The following is a 16,968-nucleotide window of genomic DNA, read 5'->3' as shown; positions in this document are numbered from 1 at the left end:
GCCTTATTTCTCTGGTGCGAGCCCAAAAATCCGGTTTTTGCCCGACTTTCTCTAAAATAAGGCCCCAAAAGACCGCTATTTCATGCCAAAGAGCCAAATTCGACAAAATAGCGCCGTAAAAGACCCTTATTTACGACCCTACCTCAGAACGGAGTTGGCGCTGACACATTTGCTTGAGTTTTTTGCAACGCTAGTGATCCAAGGGACAAGAGCGGAGAATAAACAGGAGATTTTCCCGTTAATAACCGGTCAGCCTGCAGACCGCTAATTCTTTAGTTCAGCTTATATGGAAACTTTAAGGAAAAGGGAAACGGAGGACGCAGTAGGCGATGAGCGGGCAAAAAGGAAGGAAATCGAAACACAGCACAACTTTATTGGAAAAGCTGCAAACCCGGAGCGCCGTCATCGGGGTGATCGGACTCGGCTACGTCGGCCTGCCGCTGGCGGTGGAAAAGGCCAAAGCCGGGTACCGGGTCATCGGCTTTGACGTCCAGGCGCAGAAGGTGGAGATGGTGAACCGCGGCTACAACTATATCGGGGATGTCGTGGATGACGACCTCCGGGAGATGGCGCGGAGCGGCCGGCTCCGGGCGACGGCCGACTACGCCTTCCTCGGGGAGGCGGATACGGTGGCCATCTGCGTGCCGACGCCGCTGGACGTCTATCAGCAGCCGGACACCAGCTATGTCGAGAACTCGGCGCGGGAAGTCGCCCGCCACTTGCATCCCGGGATGCTGGTCGTGCTGGAAAGCACCACATACCCCGGGACGACCGAGGAATTGATCAAGCCGATTCTGGAATCGACCGGACTGGTGTGCGGGGAGGACTTTTTCCTCGCGTATTCCCCGGAGCGCATCGACCCCGGCAACACTTCGTTCAACACCAAGAACACCCCCAAGGTGGTCGGCGGGGTCACTTCGGCCTGCACGGAAGTCGCGGCGGAACTGTATCGGCAGGTGCTGGATGGAGAGGTGCACCTCGTCTCCAGCCCGGCCGTGGCCGAGATGGAGAAAATTTACGAGAATACGTTCCGGCATATCAATATTGCCCTCGCCAACGAGATGGCGATTCTTTGCGACCGCATGGGTCTTAACGTCTGGGAAGTGATCGATGCCGCGAAGACGAAGCCCTACGGGTTCATGGCGTTTTATCCGGGACCGGGCCTGGGCGGACATTGCATCCCGATCGATCCCTTCTATTTGACTTGGAAAGCCCGGCAGTACAACTATCACACCCGGCTGATCGAGCTGGCGGGCGAGATCAACAACGCGATGCCGGAGTTCGTCGTCCACAAGATCGCGGAAATACTCAATTTAGCCCGCAAGCCCCTGCATGGCTCCACTGTCTATCTGCTTGGCGTGGCGTACAAACGGGACATCGACGATTACCGGGAATCGCCGGTGCTGCAGATGATCCGGCTGTTGGAGGAACGGGGAGCCGAAGTATGGATCAGCGATCCGCATATTCCGTCGTTCCGGTTCCAGGATCGAACGTACGAATGCATCCAGGTCACCGGAGAGGGGCTGGCTGAAGCGGATATCACCGTGATCGCGACGGACCATACCGCTTTCGATTACGAACGGATCGGTCGGCGAAGCCGCTGTCTGCTTGACACACGCAATGCCATGAACCGGTATGCCAAGCCGGAAGCCTACTATTTGCTCTAGCTAACGCGCAAAAAACGCAAGAACGCCAAAAATGTTCATTATACGGGGGCGATAGATCTTGGAAACCTATTATGCGCATCCCACCGCCATTGTGGATGAAGGCGCCCGGGTCGGCGAGGGGACGCGGGTGTGGCATTTCAGCCATGTCTCGGCGGGAGCGGAAATCGGGGAACGCTGCAGCCTGGGCCAGAACGTGTATGTTGCGCCGAATGTATCTATCGGTCGGGGCGTCAAAATCCAGAATAACGTGTCCGTATATGAGGGAGTCGTATTGGAGGATTACGTCTTCTGCGGACCGAGCATGGTTTTCACCAACGTGCGGACGCCCCGTTCGGCATTTCCGCGCAACACGAGCGCGGATTACCGGCCTACCGTGGTCAAGCGCGGGGCGTCGATCGGAGCGAACGCGACGGTAGTGTGCGGCGTGACGATCGGGGAATCCGCTTTTGTGGCGGCCGGGGCCGTGGTCAATCGGGACGTTCCCGCTTACGCCATGGTAGCCGGTGTACCCGCCAGGCGCCTGGGTTGGGTGTGCGAGTGCGGGCTAACCTTGGCTTTCCGCGACCGCAAGGCGGTATGTGCGGAGTGCGGAAGGAAGTATGAACGAAATCAAGAGACGGTCAGTAAAACGGAGGAAGGGTAGAGGGACGATGAGGGAACGAGAAAACAAAGCGGAAAAAGCGATGGGGAAAATCCCCGTCCTTGATATAGGCTGCGAGGTTCGTGAACTGAAGCCGCAGATGATGGATGCGATTGAAAAAGTGCTGGATAGCGGCGCCTTTATTATGGGGGACAACGTCAAAGCCTTTGAACGGGAGGCAGCCGAGTATCTTGGTGCGGCCCATGCGATCGCGTTGAATTCGGGAACCGATGCGCTCGTCATCGCCTTGCTGGCGGCGGGAATCGGCGAGGGCGACGAAGTGGTGACCACGCCGTTCACTTTTTTTGCCACGGCGGAGGCGATCAGCCGTGTCGGAGCGGTTCCGGTGTTCGTCGATGTGGAACCGGACACCTTTAACCTGGACCCCGGCCGCCTGGAAACGGTGTTGACCGCCAAGACAAAAGCGGTGATACCGGTGCATCTGTTCGGCCATGCCGTCGATATGGACCCGCTGCTCGAAATGGCCGCCCGGTACGATCTGAAAGTGATCGAGGACGTGGCTCAGGGATTTGGCGGCGAATACAAGAACCGGAAGCTCGGGACGCTGGGGACCGCGGGATGCTATTCCTTTTTTCCGTCCAAAAACCTCGGCGCTTACGGAGACGGCGGCCTGCTGGTGACGAATGATCCCGATCTTGCCGAACGGGCGGCCATGCTGCGGACTCATGGATCCCGCAAAAAGTATTACAACGAGCTCATCGGCTTCAATTCCCGCCTGGACGAGATCCAAGCGGCGATATTGCGGGTGAAACTGCCGCGGATCGAGGAATGGAATGCGGGGCGGAGGCTGGCCGCGGAGCGGTATCGCGCCTGTCTGAGCGGTCTGGAGGGGGTTACCCTGCCCGAGGAAAAATCATATGCCAAGCACGTCTATCACCAGTACACATTAAGGATCGCGGACGGGAAACGGGATGAACTTCAGGCCGGGCTGGAGGCGGAAGGAATCAGCTCGATCGTGTACTATCCCCTCCCTGTGCATAGGCTCCCGGTGTACGCTCCATCTCTTTGGGATTTGCCCACGGCGGAAGCGTTGGCCGGCGAAGTGCTGTCCATCCCGATTTGGCCGCAGATCGAGGCCGAAACCCAGCTTTGGATCAGCGAAAAAATAAAGCAGTCGCTACGCTGATTTCCCGGGGCCGATCGCTGATGCTGAACCGCTTAAAAAACCTGACGAGGGATCATTTTTTCCGGAACGTCGTTGTCCTGGCCAGCGGGACGATCATCAGCCAACTCCTGATTCTCGCCACCCTGCCTATTATTACGCGCTTATACAATCCCGCGGAATACGGCGTTTATTCCATGTACACCTCGATCATCTCCATCATGCTCATGCTTGTTTCCTTTTCCTACGAGCAGGCCATTACCCTCCCGGAGGAGGACCGGGTCGCCAGCAGTCTGCTGAGCCTGTCCCTGCGCATTTGTGTAGCCATGAGCCTGCTGGGCGGGGTGGGGGTCTATTTTCTGGCCGGTCCGCTGGCGACGTGGGCGCATGAACCCGATATTCGGGAGTTTTTCATCTTTTTTATTCTCAGCCTCTTCTTCGGAGGGTTCTATCAAATTCTAAATGGCTGGTCGATCCGCAAAAAATACTTCCGTCAGCTCTCGCGGACCAAATATACACAGAGCTTCTCCCTGGTGTCTGCTCAGCTGCTGTTCAGCGGCTTGTTCAAGGGGCCGCTCGGCCTGATTCTCGGCGATGTGGCCGGCCGGCTCGGCGGCCTGATTCCGCAGTGGCGGATCTGGCGAAAAGACGTAAAGCAAGACGCCCTGCACACGACCTGGAGTGATATCAAAGAGTCGGCTTACCGGTACCGGCGGTTTCCGATGCTGTCCCTGGCCTCCAATATGCTGAACAGCCTGGGCATCTATCTCCCGACGATCCTGCTGGCCGCCTTTTACGGGCCGCACGTCGCCGGATGGTTTGCCTTGGGGCAGCGGATTCTCGGATCTCCGATGACGTTGATCACGTCTTCCGTCATGAACGTCTACCTGTCCGAATCCTCGCAGTACAGGCTGCATGCCCCCCATAAGCTGTATCCGTTGTTTAAACGGACGGTGCGCAACATTTTCCTGTTCGGTCTGGCGATCGTCCTGGTCATGGTTTTTATCGCCCCGTCCGCCTTTGCTTTCCTGTTCGGGCCGGAGTGGGGGAATTCCGGGCAGATCGTACGTTTGCTGGGCGTCATGTATTTAAGCCAGTTCGTGGCGAACGCGGTCGGGACCACAATCGATGTCATGGAGCGGCAGGACCTCCATTTATACCGGGAAATCGTGCGGGTGATTATCGTGCTGGGCGCGCTGCTCCTGGCCAAGTATACCGGGCAAGGCTCCATGACGGCGGTGCTGTGGTTCAGTCTGGCGTCCACGCTGGGGTACATGCTGCATCTTTGGATGTCTTGGACCGCCGTAAAAAAATACCGGAATCTGCCGGCGGAACCGGAGCCCGGGAATGAAGCCGGGGCGGGAGCCGGACAGGGACAGGAGGAATGACGATGCTGATGCTGCGCTGCCCGCGCTCCCGGCAGCCGGAGCGCGCTTATGCGGCCCGGGTGCTGCTGGAGGAAGTGCTGGGTCTGCCCTTCATCCTGGAATGGGAAGACCGGGAAGACTGGGAGCTTCGCGTAGCCGGAGATTCGGGTCAAGGGGCGGTCCTGCTGCTCTCCGACGTGCTGCTCGGGATGCCGGAGCGAAAATGGCTGAGCCCGGACTCGCTCCCCCGGGAACCGCTCGCCCGGCTGGATATGGAGGAAGTTGGCAGCTTGCCCGTGATTTACGGAGAACTACTCGAAACCGAAGGGGAAAGAGGATCGAGCCATGAAGAAAAGAGAGCCGCGGTCGGACCGGACGCGGAAGGACGGCTCATCCGGGAGGAGGGGGAGGGCACCGTACTCCGCTGCGGGCTGGATTTGTTCGGCAGCAGTTTCTTTATGCTGACGCGCTATGAAGAGATGGTCATTCCCGACCGGGACAGCCATGGCCGGTTCCCGGTCCGGGCTTCGCTGGCTTACCGGGAAGACTTCCTCGACTTCCCGGTCGTCAACGCTTACGCCGAACTGCTGTGGAGCCTGCTGCTGCGGTTATGGCCGCGGCTGGACGGGCTGCGCCGGCGCCGGCAGGTGCGGAAGGTGGTCAGCCACGATGTGGACCACCCTTTCTTTGCCCACCGGCGCCGCGGCCGGTTCAGCCTGATTAAGGAGGCGGCCGCCGACGCGCTAAAGCGCCGGGACTTCGAGGCCGCCTGGAAGAAGGGCAGGCTGCTGCCCTGGGCCGCGGGCGGCGGCGACCGGGTCCGGGAGACGGACCCGTACAACACGTTCCGCTGGCTGATGGAGCAGAGCGAGCGGGCCGGGGTGCGCAGCAGCTTTTATTTCATTCCGGAACAGACCGATCCGCGTTATGACGAGGCGTATACGCTGGAGGATCCGGAAATCGCCGGACTGCTGCGAACCATACATGCGCGGGGACATGAGATCGGCCTGCACCCGGGGTACGGGGCCTATTTGTCCCCGCAGGACATCCGCCGCCAGTTTGCCCTGCTGCGGCAGGGAGCGGAGGTTGCCGGCGTGCGGCAGGACGCCTGGGGGGGACGCCAGCATTTTCTGCGCTGGCGGGCCCCCGATACATGGCAGGCCTGGGAGGAAGCCGGCCTGGACTACGACAGCTCGCTCGGTTACCCCGACTCGCCGGGATTCCGCTGCGGCATCTGCCAGGAATACCCGGTTTTCAACCTGGCAACCCGGCGGATGCTGAAGCTGCGGGAGCGTCCGCTGATCGTCATGGAGCAGACCGTATGGCATCCCGAACATGGGGGAGACCGGTGTGAAGCTCGAGCTTTCGAGCGAATCCGCCGCCTTTACCGGCAATGTGCCCGCTATGGAGGGGACTTCACCCTCCTGTGGCACAACAGCGAGCTGGTGCATCAAGCCGACCGCCGGCTGTACCGAAAGTGCCTGGAGGAATTGAGCTGACGAACGAATCCGGGCCGGGGGGGAAAGGTGTGGAGGCTTGGGCTGGGCTGGATTCAATTGGAATTCGAAGTGGAAGTGGGACTGGAACTGGAGCCGGAGCCGGAGCTAGTGCTGAAGCTGGAGTTGAAGCTGGAGTTGAAGCTGGTGCTGGAGCTGGAGCTGGAGCTGGAGCTGGAGCTGGAGCTGGTGCTAATGCTAATGCTAGTGCTAGTGCTAGTGCTGGCGCAAGTTACCGGGATTTCCTCCCGTTAATTGACTGTTTGCCGGGAAGCAATGGGGGATTAGCTGGAAAACCTCCCGCTATTTCATCCGAACCAGGGGAAATTGGCGGCTGGGGCGCATATTAGATGGAGTTTTTCCAGCTAAATCCGGTCTAAGCGTCCAAAGCGATAAATTACCGGGAACTTTTCCCGTTAATAGGCGGATGGCGATAGCAGGACAGCGATATCAAAAGAGAAGGGGGAGGGCGAACCGATGAAAATCGCCTATCTGATGCATTGGAATGAAGGGCCGGAGAGCGGGGTGTTTAAAAAGGTCACCGCCCAAATGGCCGAATGGATCGCGCTTGGCCATGAAGTTCGGCTGTTTTTGTTTACCCGCCGCTGGAAGGGCGAGGGGCATGGGGGAGGCGAGGCGGTTCCGGCGGACATCCCGCTCGTCATCCAACCTTACGGGAAAGGGCTCAACCGATTCGCCGCTTTCCGGATGCTCCTTACCCGTCTGGAACAATGGGCCCCGGACGCCATATACCATCGGTTCGACCTTTATTACGCCGGGCTTCCCCGTTTGCTTCGGCGCATTCCTTCCATATTGGAAATCAACACGAACGACCTGGCGGAGATGCGCCTCGGAAGCAGGCTCCGCTACCTCTACCACCGGCTGACCCGCGGTCTCGTACTGCGCAGCGCGGGGGGCTTTGTCTTTGTCAGCGCGGAGATCGGAGAGGAGCCTCATTTTAAAAAATACGGACAACCCAGGGAGGTGATCGGCAACGGGTTTGCGCTGAGCAATGCGACCCCATCGCCTCCGCCGCCTTCGGTCCGGGTCCGGCTGATCTTTATCGGCACACCGGGCCAGCCTTGGCACGGCGTGGACGAGATCGCTGCCTTGGCCCGGCTTCGGCCGGATTGGCACTTCGATATGGTCGGGCTACAGCCGGAGGATATGGTGGGCGGCTCGGCACCGCGCAATATGGAGTTCCACGGCAGGCTGTCCCGGCTGGACTATGAGCCGCTGCTGCGCCAGGCCGATGTAGCCGTCGGCTCTCTGGCCCTGTACCGGAATCGCATGAACGAGGCCTCGCCTTTGAAAGTCCGGGAGTATCTGGCCTATGGACTGCCGGTTATTATCGGATACAGGGATACGGATTTCCCAAAGGGAGCTTCCTTTATTCTGGAGCTGGCGAATGAGGCGGGGAGTACCGCGAAGGGGCTGCAGGACATCGAAAACTTTGTGCGCACCTGGAAGGGCCGCCGCGTTCCCGCCGGTGAAGTGATGCATTTGGATACGGCCGTGAAGGAGGCTGCCCGGGTTCGCTTTATGGAGCGGATCGCGAGGAAAGGCGGCGACAAGCCTTGAATCTGCAGCTGATTCTGATCGCGCTCCTGCTGCTTAGCGCGGGGGTGTTTTTGGTCCAATGCATCACCCAAGCGGGGATGAACATCGACGCGGCCTACGTGATCGGATTTTGCACCTATTTCGACATGTTCGGTTTTTTCTATAAAAAAATGCTGCCGGGGAACGCGCTGTTTCTGCTGATTGCGGTTCCGCTCATTCCGGCGCTCCTCGCCTGGTTCGGCAAAAGCCGCGCGCCCCGCGCGCTGCTTCGGGATCCCGGAATCGGGTTGTGGGGGGCGGTCTTTCTGCTGTCGACGGTAAGCCTGACCTGGGCCCCGCCCGATTCGGGAGGCCTGACGAAAATAGCGGTTCTCTTCATTCACGCGGCAATTCCGGGAATCTATGCCTACATCCTTTATAGGAAATACGCGAAATTCTCCTGGACGATATTCGCTCTTTTCGGCCTGGCTTTTGCGGCGGCGCACTTGGCGTTCGGCGAGTATTCGCCGGAGTATCCCGGCCGTTTGTCTCTTCCGGGCAGCAATCCGATCTTCAACGCCCGGATGTCCCTCATCACGATTACCGTTTGCCTGTGGGCGCCGGGAATCCCCCGGATCATTCGGTTGGCGGGCATCGTCGCGGCGGCGGCCTCGGCTTTAGCCACGGAGTCCCGCGGACCGGTCGCCGCGTTCGCCATCGCCAATGCGTTGATATTGGCGATGGTGCTCTACAGGAAATGGCGGCGCGGCGAGTTCCGGCACTTGGCCCGCTACGCGGCGATCGTGCCGGTACTGCTTATAGGGACGGGGTTAGCCGCCGCCAATTACTCCGCTGAGTTGGAAGAGTGGGCCCACGGGAGCCGCCTGTCCATCTTTATGAATCTCGGCGAATTGGTGGGAGACGCCAATTTTCTTGGAAGGATGGAGCTGCAGCGGCAGGCGCTGGAACAGTGGACCGAGCAGCCCTTTATAGGAGGCGGAGTGGGCAGCCTCTCGCCGCCGGCCGTTCGCGATCACCCGCATAATGTGGTGCTGGAAATCGCCGGGGAGCAGGGGGTGGCCGGACTTTTGGTCTGGTCCTTCGCGTTTCTGTATGCGCTTTGGATGGCACGCCGTCAATCCGTGCTGCTCGTCCTTCTCCTGCAGACCCTCGGAACCGCCATGATGAGCGGCGACTTCGGCTTTAATTTCGAGTATGTCATGTTTGCGTTTCTCGCCTTGGCGCTGGCTCCGGCCGGAAGGCCGGTACCCGTGTCGGATTCGGGTCTTGGATGCGTTAAGGAGACGGAGGCTTGGGCGTATTCGTCGGAGGTGGCTGTGGCGAGGGCTTCCGAACCGCTCCCGGATGTCCTGGACCCGCCTCGACCCGTTTCATTCCGGGCGGAGTACGAAGCTTCGCCTTTTATTCCAGAATCAAGGAGATGCTCGAGGAAAATGCGAAAAATGATGTTTCTTTTGACCGGTCTCAATTATGCCGGCGCCGAAACGCAAGTCGTTCAGCTGTGCAGGGGCTTCCGGGAGCGGGGCTGTCAAATCGAGGTCGTCAGTATGCTTGAGCCGGTGGCTTATTTGGAGGAGCTGGGGGCGATGGGAATCCCGGTTCATTCCCTTGGGATGAAAAAAGGAGTTCCGGATCCTCGCGCCATCTTTCGCCTGCGCCGGCTTGTCGCCAAGCTCCGGCCGGATATCGTCCACAGCCACTTGGTACACGCGAACCTCCTGGCCAGAGTCACCCGTCTGTTTGTACGGATGCCCCGGCTGATCTGCACAGCGCACAACCGGAATGAGGGCGGGCGGCTGCGCGAACTTCTGTACCGGCTGACCGATCCGCTGTGCGATCTGACCACGAATGTCAGCCGGGACGCGGTCGACCGCTACATCGAGCGCCGCGTTGTCCCGGCGCGAAAAATCCGCTACGTGCCGAACGGGATCGACACGGCGCAGTTCCGGCGGCGGACGGAGCGGCAACGTGCCGAGCTCCGCAGCCGTCTTGCCCGCGAGCTTGGCGTGAGCGAAGAAGCGTTCCTTTGGCTGGCCGCCGGGCGCCTCGCTCCGGAAAAGGATTACCGCACGATGCTGAACGCTTTCGCTCTGGCCATTGCCGCCCCGTCTGCGACGGCCGCAAATGCGACTGCCGGAGGTACGAGCGCCGGAGATGTGACTGTCGGAGGTACGACTGCCGATGATGTGACTGCCGGAGGTGCGACTGCTGCGGAAGCGAATGCCGGTGGTGCAATTGCTGTAGATGCGACTGCTGCGGAAGCGACAGCCGGAGATGCGAATGCCGGTGGTGCAATCGCCGCAGAAGCGCCCGCCGCAAATGCGGCGCAGTGCGCGCCCGCTTCCCCGGCGCTGCTCATCGCAGGCATCGGAACCGAGCGGGCGGAGCTGGAGGAGCTGTGCCGCTCGCTCGGCATCGAGCGGCAGGTGCATTTTCTCGGGATGCGGCGCGACATTCCCGAGCTGATGGCGGCGGCTGACGGCTACGTTATGTCCTCCCTGTGGGAGGGCATGCCGATCGTCCTGCTGGAAGCCGCCGCAAGCGCCCTCCCGATCGTCGCCACGGATGTCGGCGGCAATCGGGAGGTGGTCCGGGACGGCGAGAGCGGCTGGCTCGCCGCCCCGGACGATCCCCGCCAGCTGTGCGAACGCATGCTGGCGCTGACGGCGCTGACGCCCCTCGCCCGCAGGGAGATGGGCGAGCGCGGCCGCCGCTACGTGGAGGAGCACTTCGAGCTGGAGGTGGTCCTCGACCAATGGGCGGACATCTACGAGCAGCCAGGACGTGGCCACGGCCGCGGCCGGCTTGAATCGCCCCCGGCGGCCGCCGCGGAGGAGGCCTGATAGGGGGCTGGGGTGTTGCATTTAAAATTCCTGCAAATCTGCAGGAATTTTTTTCATTCAGCGGCCCGAAATCGGAAATTCCTGCAAAAATACATCAATTTCCGCCTCCAGGTCCCGAAACGCGCCGCTGCGCCAAAAAAAAGATGCAGATTTGCAGGAATTTGCGGATGGAGGCAGCCACTGCCCGAAAAAAGATGCAGATTTGCAGGAATTTGCGGATGGAGGCAGCCACTGCCCGAAAAAAGATGCAGATTTGCAGGTTTTTGCATCTCCTCGTTCCCGTTCACTCACAAATGCAGCATGGCGCCCGGGATCATGGCGTATTTCACGACATGTTTGCCGCCCCGGCCCGTTATCGGAGTGAGCCGTCCTTTGCGGCAGAGCGACTCGAGATGCCGGATGGCGGTGCGGTGGTTTAAGCTCAAGCGGGCCGTAACGTCGCAGGGGCGTACGGGCCTCGCAAGGAGGCAGGTCAGCCGGAGAATTTCCCGCTCCGCCACATGTTCAAGCCGGTCCGGCGCTGCCGAATCGGCAAGAAACCGCCCCAACAATAACCGGAGCAGGGTTATGAAGAGCTCCGGGCGCTGGGCGACGTCGTCATATGCAAACGAAACGACTTGATACCCCATCGCGGTAAGGAAGGTTTCCCGGTTCAGCTCGTTGCAGTATTTTTGACGGTCCATATCGCGCACGTGCGGTCCAAAACCCTTGATTTCAAAGATCAGTTTAAGCGCCGGCGTCATATAAGCAAAGTCGCAGTAGTAGGAAAGTCCGCGCCAATCCAGCACTTCAAACTCCGGATGCAGCCCGGAAAAGTCCCCTTGAACCGGCCACCAGACATTACGGCAAAACAGCTTCTCGGCCTCCCGGTGGCCGCGTGCCAGGCGGCCTTTGCGTTCCCCCTTTCTTTTCCGCAGGTGTGCTTTGATAAATGCGTCATGCGCTTCCTCAAAATGATCCATCCGTTCATCCTCCTCCTTTAAAATAAAAAAACGCCCCGGTCCATTCGTTTGGGAATGAACCGGGACGTGCTTCGTCTCTAAGGTTATTATACCGTCCGTTGGCGCGGAGAGCTAGCTTGGAATTTGCGGGGGTTCCCGTTTTGTCAATCAGAGGCTGGAAACTTTCATTGGAGCAGCTCCTTCTCTCATTGGAGAGTTCTTACCTTCATTGGAGCAGCTCCTTCGCGAGCTTTTCCCAGGCCGGGGCATCGGGCACCCAGTAATAGAGCTCGTTCTTAACGAGCGGGTCCCATGCTTTGCCGCTTTGGCCGGGAAGTTGGGCATACCGGAATTGGTCCTCTTTCAGATCTTTGGCTAGCCAGGCCAAGCTGATCAGGTCGGCGTCGCGCAAATTGGTGTCGAGTACGTCCTCGCGGACTTGTTCGATCAAGGAGGGAAGATTCTTCAGATTTTTCGGTTGAATGACGCTGCGGATGATTTCCTTCAATACCATGGCCTGATTGGCTTGTCTGCCGGAATCGCCGCCGGGAAGCGACTTGCGCTCACGGACCAGGTCCAAAGCTTCGGCACCGCTTAAATGATTCTTCCCGGCGGGCAAGGTCATATAGGCATAGGTTAGTTTGACGGGGGCATCCAGGTGAACATCCAGTCCGCCCAAGGTGTCGATAAAATGCTCGAAGCCTTCAAAATCGGTTTTGATGTAGTAGTTGATCGTGCAGGAGCAGAGGTTGCTGACGGCTTGAACGGCGGATTTTGTGCCGGAGCGGGTGTCGCCGTGAAGTTCGCCCAGCGCGTGGGCGTGGTTGATCTTGGTGTAGCCGATACCGGAAAGGGGAACGCGGGTATCGCGCGGGATCGAGACCAGGTTGACGAGCGGTTGTTCGGGATCGACATGCGCCAGCATGATGACATCGGTACGGGAAGCTTCCCGGTCACGGGCATCCGTGCCGAGAATCAAAATATTGAAGCCGGCAGGCTGCGGCCGTTGGGACGATCCTTTTGCCGATGTTCCGGGGCCGTGGAAACCGGCAGAACCGAGGTTACCGGCAGAACCGGCGTTACCGGCAGATCCGACGCTCCCGGCGGGTCCGATGCTACCTGGTGCGATGCTCCCGGTGGACCCGATGCTCCCGGCAGATCCGCTGCCACCGGTAGATCCGCCGCTATCGACCTTTGCAGCGACACCGGCACCTGCCTTCGCCGTCAAAGGTCCCGCCGCCGATCCATTCCCGGCTGCATCGGCCCCAGCCGTGTCCGGCGTCGCCAGCACGGGGATCTCCGTCTGGCGGAAGTGCCGGGAAGGCTCAAGCTTCCCGTACGCATAAAGGCCGGCCCCCAGCATAAGGAGCAGGAGCGCCGCCCCCCAAACCATCGCTTTTGTTCGGATACTCATCCCGGCGCAAGATCCCCCTCTATGAATCGCGTTTATTTCGGCGGTCGAAGTAGATGGCGCCGAGCCACTGGCTCGCCGCAAACAGCAGGACCATCCCGAGAACCAGCAAAAATCGCGGATCTCCCTTCCTTAACAGGAGTTGGAGAAGAAACAGGGCGGCCGCGATTTCGGTCCACATGAGTCCCCGCTTGCGAAGCGCCTTGAAATCGTAGGAGCCCGTTTTCATTTTTCGTAAATTGATCCAGGCCACGACTACCAATATGACCAAGAAAATCAACGAGCCGATCAGGTCTTCTTTTGTAAAGGGGCCCATTCTAGTCATCCTCGCTTTAAGTGGAGTGAGTTGTGCATGTATGTATGCATTGTAGCTTATGGCGTATGGGCCCGCAAACCGGAGCTTGGACAGCGCCGGAGTATCGCGGCAGATTAAGGTCGGTTTCCTTAAGAACACAAGTAATCCATAGGTATGCAGTTATTTTTTAAAAAATGCCTATAAAAGCGCCGAGCGTATTTTTTGATCCATCCACCTCCAAAAAAATGCAAATCTGCAGGCATTCAGGCCGATTAACGGGGGGGATGCGAAAAAAGATGCAAATCTGCAGGCATTTCTAGCGATTTTAGAGAAACGAGCCGATCTCGCCGAAAATTCCTGCAGAATCGCAGGAATTTCGAAATTTTCGTTCCGAACAAGAAAAATACATGCAGATTTGCATTCGATGTTATCAAGCTATCAAGGTTTTCTGACGGGATACGAATCGACTTTGTCAAGGACATTTCGGACAGAAGATACTTTAAAAATTAGATACCATCATTTTAAGAAAAGGCTGACAAAGGAATGATGGGAATGGTCGTGCAAAAGTTTTTCAAATTGGTGGAGATTCAGACGAAGGCGGCCAGCATGATCCCGCTTTTGTTGGGGACGGTATATGCGCTGTTTCGGTTTCACGAGTTTCAGGCTTGGCATTTCGTGCTCATGCTGGTCTCGCTGCTGAGTTTTGATATGGCGACAACGGCCATTAATAATTATTACGATTACAAAAAAGCCGCCAAAAAAGACGGATACGGCTATGAGATCCATAATGCCATCGTCAGGTATCATATGAACCCCGGCGCCGTGGTTGCGGTCATCGTCACCCTGCTGCTCATCGCGGTCTTGGCCGGGATCGCCCTGTTTTTCAAAACGGGACTGCTCGTTTTGCTGCTCGGCGGGCTGTCCTTTGCCGTCGGCATTTTGTATTCGTTCGGGCCCATCCCGATTTCCCGGATGCCGCTCGGTGAAATTTTTTCCGGGCTGTTTATGGGCTTTGTCATCATCTTCATTTCGGCTTATATCCATGCGGGGGAGAAGCTGGCTTCCCTGACGCTTCAAGGGGGCACGGTTCTGCTTCAGGTTCATCTCGCGGAGGTGCTGTGGATTTTTCTGGTGTCCATTCCGGCGGTTTTGGGCATCGCCAACATTATGCTGGCGAACAACATCTGCGATCTGGAGGAAGATTTGGAGAACAAACGGTACACGCTGCCGGTTTACATCGGACGGACCCACGCCCTGCGGTTGTTCCGGGTTCTTTATTACGCGGCTTACGCCGATTTGATCGTACTGTGGTTCCTGCGGGTGCCCTTGCTGCTCCTTGTCCTTGCCGCACTCACTTTAATTCCGGTACGTCAAAATACCCGCAAGTTCATCGCGGAACCGACCAAGCAATTCACGTTCGCGCTTTCGGTCCGGAATTTCATTCTGACGAACGCGGCCCGCATCGCCGTTTTGGGGTTGGCTGTGGTGTTTACGATCCGGTAAGCGGGGCCCGCCTCACGGGTCCCGGTCTTAGCCGGAGAAATTCCGGCGGGCAGGACCTGCCCGTGTATAGCGACAGACTGGCGAAATTCGGCGGCTAATCGGCTTTTGTAGTACAATGGAGCTTGAAGAATGAACAGTGACGAGGCGTTACAGCATTAAAGGAGATGGCTGAGATGAAGTGGAATGACGATAGTACAGCGGGAAAAAGCGGTGAAAGCTGGAGCGGAAACGCAAACGGAAACGCAAACGCAAACGAACAAGGAAGTCGTAAAAAGACCACCTTCGGAATTCTGGGCGGAGGCTGGCGAGCCGAGTTTTATTTACGTATTGCGAAAGCGCTTCCCGATGAGTTCGAAGTCGGCGAAATTTGGGTGAGGGATGAGGCGAAGGCCCGGGACTTGGAAGCCCGCTGGGGCGTAAAGGCGACGGCAGATCTCGAGGGTTTTCTGGGCCGCCGGGCCTTTTCTTTCGCGGTGCTGTCGCTCACCCGCAATGTGGCGGCCGCTTACATCGAGCGGCTGGTGAAGCTGGGCATCCCCGTGCTGACGGAGACGCCGCCCGCCGAAAGCCTGGAGGGCCTGCTTCGGCTTTATGACCGGGTCGGGCCGTCGGGCCGGGTGCAGGTGGCCGAGCAGTTCATCCGCCAGCCGATGCATGCCGCGCGGCTGGCGGTAGCCCGCTCCGGGCTGCTCGGCGGCGTGTCCCATGTCCAGGTGTCCGCCGGACATGGATACCACGGGATCAGCCTCATCCGGCATCTGCTCGGGATCGGCTTCGAAGACGCCGAAATCCGCGGAGAGCAGATCGTGAGCCCGCTGATCCAAGGGCCGAACCGCCATGGCCTGCCGCCGCAAGAGGTCCTGACGGATTCCCGTCAGGACCTGGCGCTGCTGCGTTTTGGCGGCCGGACCGCCCTGTACGATTTCACCTACGACCAGTATTTTTCTCGGATTCGGGGCCATCGGGTCCTCATCCGGGGCCATCGCGGTGAAATCGATGGGCGGGAGGTCCGGTTTCTCCGCGATTACCGGACCCCGGTGGCCCTGGAACTGCGCCGGGTTGACGCCGGGCAGGACGGGACGTTGGAGGGTTATTACCATGAAGGCGTCCTTTGCGGTTCGGACTGGGTGTACCGGAATCCGTTCCCCGGGGCGCGCCTCAGCGACGAAGAGATCGCGATGGCCGTTTGTCTCCGGAACATGGCCGATTACGCGCACGGGGGGCCATCCTTCTACAGTCTGGCTGAGGCTTCGCAGGATCAGTATCTGAGCCTGCTGATGGCCGAGGCGATCCAAACGGGACGCACCGTCGTCTCCGTGCGGCAGCCATGGGCGGCTACATAGGGCTGTGACGCTGGGAAGTCCGGTACAAGGCTCTGCCTCTGGACGCCCTTTCGGTATCCCAGCGGAAGGTGAACGCCGCCGCGGCCAGGAACAGGGCGGCGAAGCCGGTGAGCATCGCCAAGGCGGTCCACAGCTCGCCGGAGAAGCGCCCGTCCGTTACGGCAAGGTTCAGGGCCTTGACGAAATAGTGAAAAGGCTGCGCCTGCGCCGCGGTTTTGACCCAAACCGGAGCGTTATGCAGGCTGTAGAAAGCTTCGCTGGCAAACAGCATCGGAAAGCTGATCAGATTGGAGATCATGTTGACATTGCTTTCGTCCCGCGACAAATTGGCGGCGAAGAAACCGATCGCCGTAAAGCAGATGCTTCCCAGAAACAGCGCCAGCAGGATCCCGGCCAGCCCCGCCAGACTAAGGCTGACGCCGAACAGAAGGACGGCGGTCACGAGGATGCAGACGCTGACGGTCAGGGCGAGCACCGTCCGTGCTCCCGTCATCGCCGCGATGAAGGCCGCGGTGGAGAACGGCGTCGCCCGGAGCAGCTTGTAGACGCCGCGGTTGCGCTGGGCCATCACGTTAAAGGCGGTGACCATCGTCGCGCCGAACAGCACGTTCATGGCGAGCACCCCGGCGAGCAGCCGCTCCGCGTAGCCGGGATCGTCAAAATACAGCCCCAGCCCGCACAGCATGGCGACGGGAAACAGAATCGTCCAGAACAAAGTATGAGCATCGCGCACGATTCCAAGCAGCATCGTTTTAAAAATGGTAAACATGGGGTGTCCT

Annotated in this window: 14 protein-coding genes; 10 read left to right on the top strand and 4 right to left on the bottom strand. The window is 59.1% G+C overall.

All coding sequences use genetic code 11. The annotated features are described in order from the left end of the window. Nucleotides 1-329: 329 nt before the first annotated feature. From FRY98_RS14935 to FRY98_RS14900, 8 genes are all read left to right on the top strand, one after another. The gene (locus tag FRY98_RS14935) at nucleotides 330-1,667 is read left to right on the top strand and encodes a nucleotide sugar dehydrogenase (protein ID WP_148453278.1); all 1,338 of its coding nucleotides are present in this window, start codon (nucleotides 330-332) and stop codon (nucleotides 1,665-1,667) included. A gap of 58 nt (nucleotides 1,668-1,725) precedes the next feature. Next, nucleotides 1,726-2,310, top strand: a complete 585-nt coding sequence (locus FRY98_RS14930; RefSeq protein WP_148453275.1) for an acyltransferase — start codon at nucleotides 1,726-1,728, stop codon at nucleotides 2,308-2,310. A gap of 7 nt (nucleotides 2,311-2,317) precedes the next feature. Further along, entirely contained in the window at nucleotides 2,318-3,454 is a 1,137-nt protein-coding gene (locus tag FRY98_RS14925) for a DegT/DnrJ/EryC1/StrS family aminotransferase (protein ID WP_225039081.1), read from the top strand. A gap of 20 nt (nucleotides 3,455-3,474) precedes the next feature. Next, on the top strand, nucleotides 3,475-4,818 hold the full coding sequence (locus FRY98_RS14920) for a lipopolysaccharide biosynthesis protein (RefSeq protein WP_148453272.1): 1,344 nt from the start codon (nucleotides 3,475-3,477) through the stop codon (nucleotides 4,816-4,818). A 2-nt stretch (nucleotides 4,819-4,820) separates the two neighbouring features. After that, nucleotides 4,821-6,296 (top strand): polysaccharide deacetylase family protein, encoded by a 1,476-nt coding sequence (locus FRY98_RS14915; RefSeq protein WP_148453270.1) that lies wholly within the window; start codon nucleotides 4,821-4,823, stop codon nucleotides 6,294-6,296. Nucleotides 6,297-6,323: 27 nt separating this feature from the next. Further along, nucleotides 6,324-6,548, top strand: a complete 225-nt coding sequence (locus FRY98_RS28440; protein WP_170287099.1) for a hypothetical protein — start codon at nucleotides 6,324-6,326, stop codon at nucleotides 6,546-6,548. Between the two features lie 222 nt (nucleotides 6,549-6,770). After that, a complete protein-coding gene (locus FRY98_RS14905) occupies nucleotides 6,771-7,874 on the top strand; it encodes a glycosyltransferase (RefSeq protein ID WP_148453267.1) in 1,104 nt (367 codons plus the stop codon). Continuing rightward, nucleotides 7,871-10,696, top strand: coding sequence for a glycosyltransferase (locus FRY98_RS14900; RefSeq protein WP_148453264.1), 2,826 nt, complete (start codon nucleotides 7,871-7,873; stop codon nucleotides 10,694-10,696). Before FRY98_RS14905 ends, FRY98_RS14900 begins: the two co-directional genes overlap by 4 nt. A 287-nt stretch (nucleotides 10,697-10,983) precedes the next feature. Here the strand turns inward: FRY98_RS14900 and FRY98_RS14895 are convergent, their stop codons facing one another. The 3 genes from FRY98_RS14895 to FRY98_RS14885 all read right to left on the bottom strand — a co-directional run bounded on the left by FRY98_RS14895 (nucleotide 10,984) and on the right by FRY98_RS14885 (nucleotide 13,364). Further along, nucleotides 10,984-11,658, bottom strand: a complete 675-nt coding sequence (locus FRY98_RS14895; protein WP_148453261.1) for a PDDEXK family nuclease — start codon at nucleotides 11,656-11,658, stop codon at nucleotides 10,984-10,986. A gap of 205 nt (nucleotides 11,659-11,863) precedes the next feature. Next, a complete protein-coding gene (locus FRY98_RS14890) occupies nucleotides 11,864-13,051 on the bottom strand; it encodes an LCP family protein (RefSeq protein WP_148453259.1) in 1,188 nt (395 codons plus the stop codon). 19 nt (nucleotides 13,052-13,070) lie between these two features. After that, the gene (locus FRY98_RS14885) at nucleotides 13,071-13,364 is read right to left on the bottom strand and encodes a hypothetical protein (protein WP_148453256.1); all 294 of its coding nucleotides are present in this window, start codon (nucleotides 13,362-13,364) and stop codon (nucleotides 13,071-13,073) included. A gap of 531 nt (nucleotides 13,365-13,895) precedes the next feature. Here FRY98_RS14885 and FRY98_RS14880 point away from each other — a divergent pair. Together FRY98_RS14880 and FRY98_RS14875 are read left to right on the top strand one after the other, a co-directional pair. Then, entirely contained in the window at nucleotides 13,896-14,846 is a 951-nt protein-coding gene (locus FRY98_RS14880) for a 1,4-dihydroxy-2-naphthoate polyprenyltransferase (protein ID WP_148454494.1), read from the top strand. A gap of 173 nt (nucleotides 14,847-15,019) precedes the next feature. Then, the gene (locus FRY98_RS14875; RefSeq protein ID WP_148453253.1) at nucleotides 15,020-16,189 is read left to right on the top strand and encodes a Gfo/Idh/MocA family protein; all 1,170 of its coding nucleotides are present in this window, start codon (nucleotides 15,020-15,022) and stop codon (nucleotides 16,187-16,189) included. Here the strand turns inward: FRY98_RS14875 and FRY98_RS14870 are convergent. After that, nucleotides 16,182-16,958, bottom strand: coding sequence for an ABC transporter permease (locus FRY98_RS14870; protein ID WP_148453250.1), 777 nt, complete (start codon nucleotides 16,956-16,958; stop codon nucleotides 16,182-16,184). The genes FRY98_RS14875 and FRY98_RS14870 overlap by 8 nt on opposite strands. Nucleotides 16,959-16,968: the final 10 nt, after the last annotated feature.

The sequence above is a fragment of the Paenibacillus faecis genome, from assembly GCF_008084145.1.
Lineage (GTDB): Bacteria > Bacillota > Bacilli > Paenibacillales > Paenibacillaceae > Fontibacillus > Fontibacillus faecis.
Note: the sequence above shows the minus strand (reverse complement) of the source record. Positions and strands in the feature narration are given on the sequence as shown.

Excerpts from the sequence above, each read along its gene's own strand:
- FRY98_RS14935 (WP_148453278.1), top strand. The coding sequence starts at position 330 with ATGAGCGGGCAAAAAGGAAGGAAATCGAAACACAGCACAACTTTATTG.
- FRY98_RS14925 (WP_225039081.1), top strand. The coding sequence starts at position 2,318 with ATGAGGGAACGAGAAAACAAAGCGGAAAAAGCGATGGGGAAAATCCCC.
- FRY98_RS14920 (WP_148453272.1), top strand. The coding sequence starts at position 3,475 with ATGCTGAACCGCTTAAAAAACCTGACGAGGGATCATTTTTTCCGGAAC.
- FRY98_RS14915 (WP_148453270.1), top strand. The coding sequence starts at position 4,821 with ATGCTGATGCTGCGCTGCCCGCGCTCCCGGCAGCCGGAGCGCGCTTAT.
- FRY98_RS14905 (WP_148453267.1), top strand. The coding sequence starts at position 6,771 with ATGAAAATCGCCTATCTGATGCATTGGAATGAAGGGCCGGAGAGCGGG.
- FRY98_RS14895 (WP_148453261.1), bottom strand. The coding sequence starts at position 11,658 with ATGGATCATTTTGAGGAAGCGCATGACGCATTTATCAAAGCACACCTG.
- FRY98_RS14890 (WP_148453259.1), bottom strand. The coding sequence starts at position 13,051 with ATGAGTATCCGAACAAAAGCGATGGTTTGGGGGGCGGCGCTCCTGCTC.
- FRY98_RS14885 (WP_148453256.1), bottom strand. The coding sequence starts at position 13,364 with ATGGGCCCCTTTACAAAAGAAGACCTGATCGGCTCGTTGATTTTCTTG.
- FRY98_RS14880 (WP_148454494.1), top strand. The coding sequence starts at position 13,896 with ATGGTCGTGCAAAAGTTTTTCAAATTGGTGGAGATTCAGACGAAGGCG.
- FRY98_RS14875 (WP_148453253.1), top strand. The coding sequence starts at position 15,020 with ATGAAGTGGAATGACGATAGTACAGCGGGAAAAAGCGGTGAAAGCTGG.
- FRY98_RS14870 (WP_148453250.1), bottom strand. The coding sequence starts at position 16,958 with ATGTTTACCATTTTTAAAACGATGCTGCTTGGAATCGTGCGCGATGCT.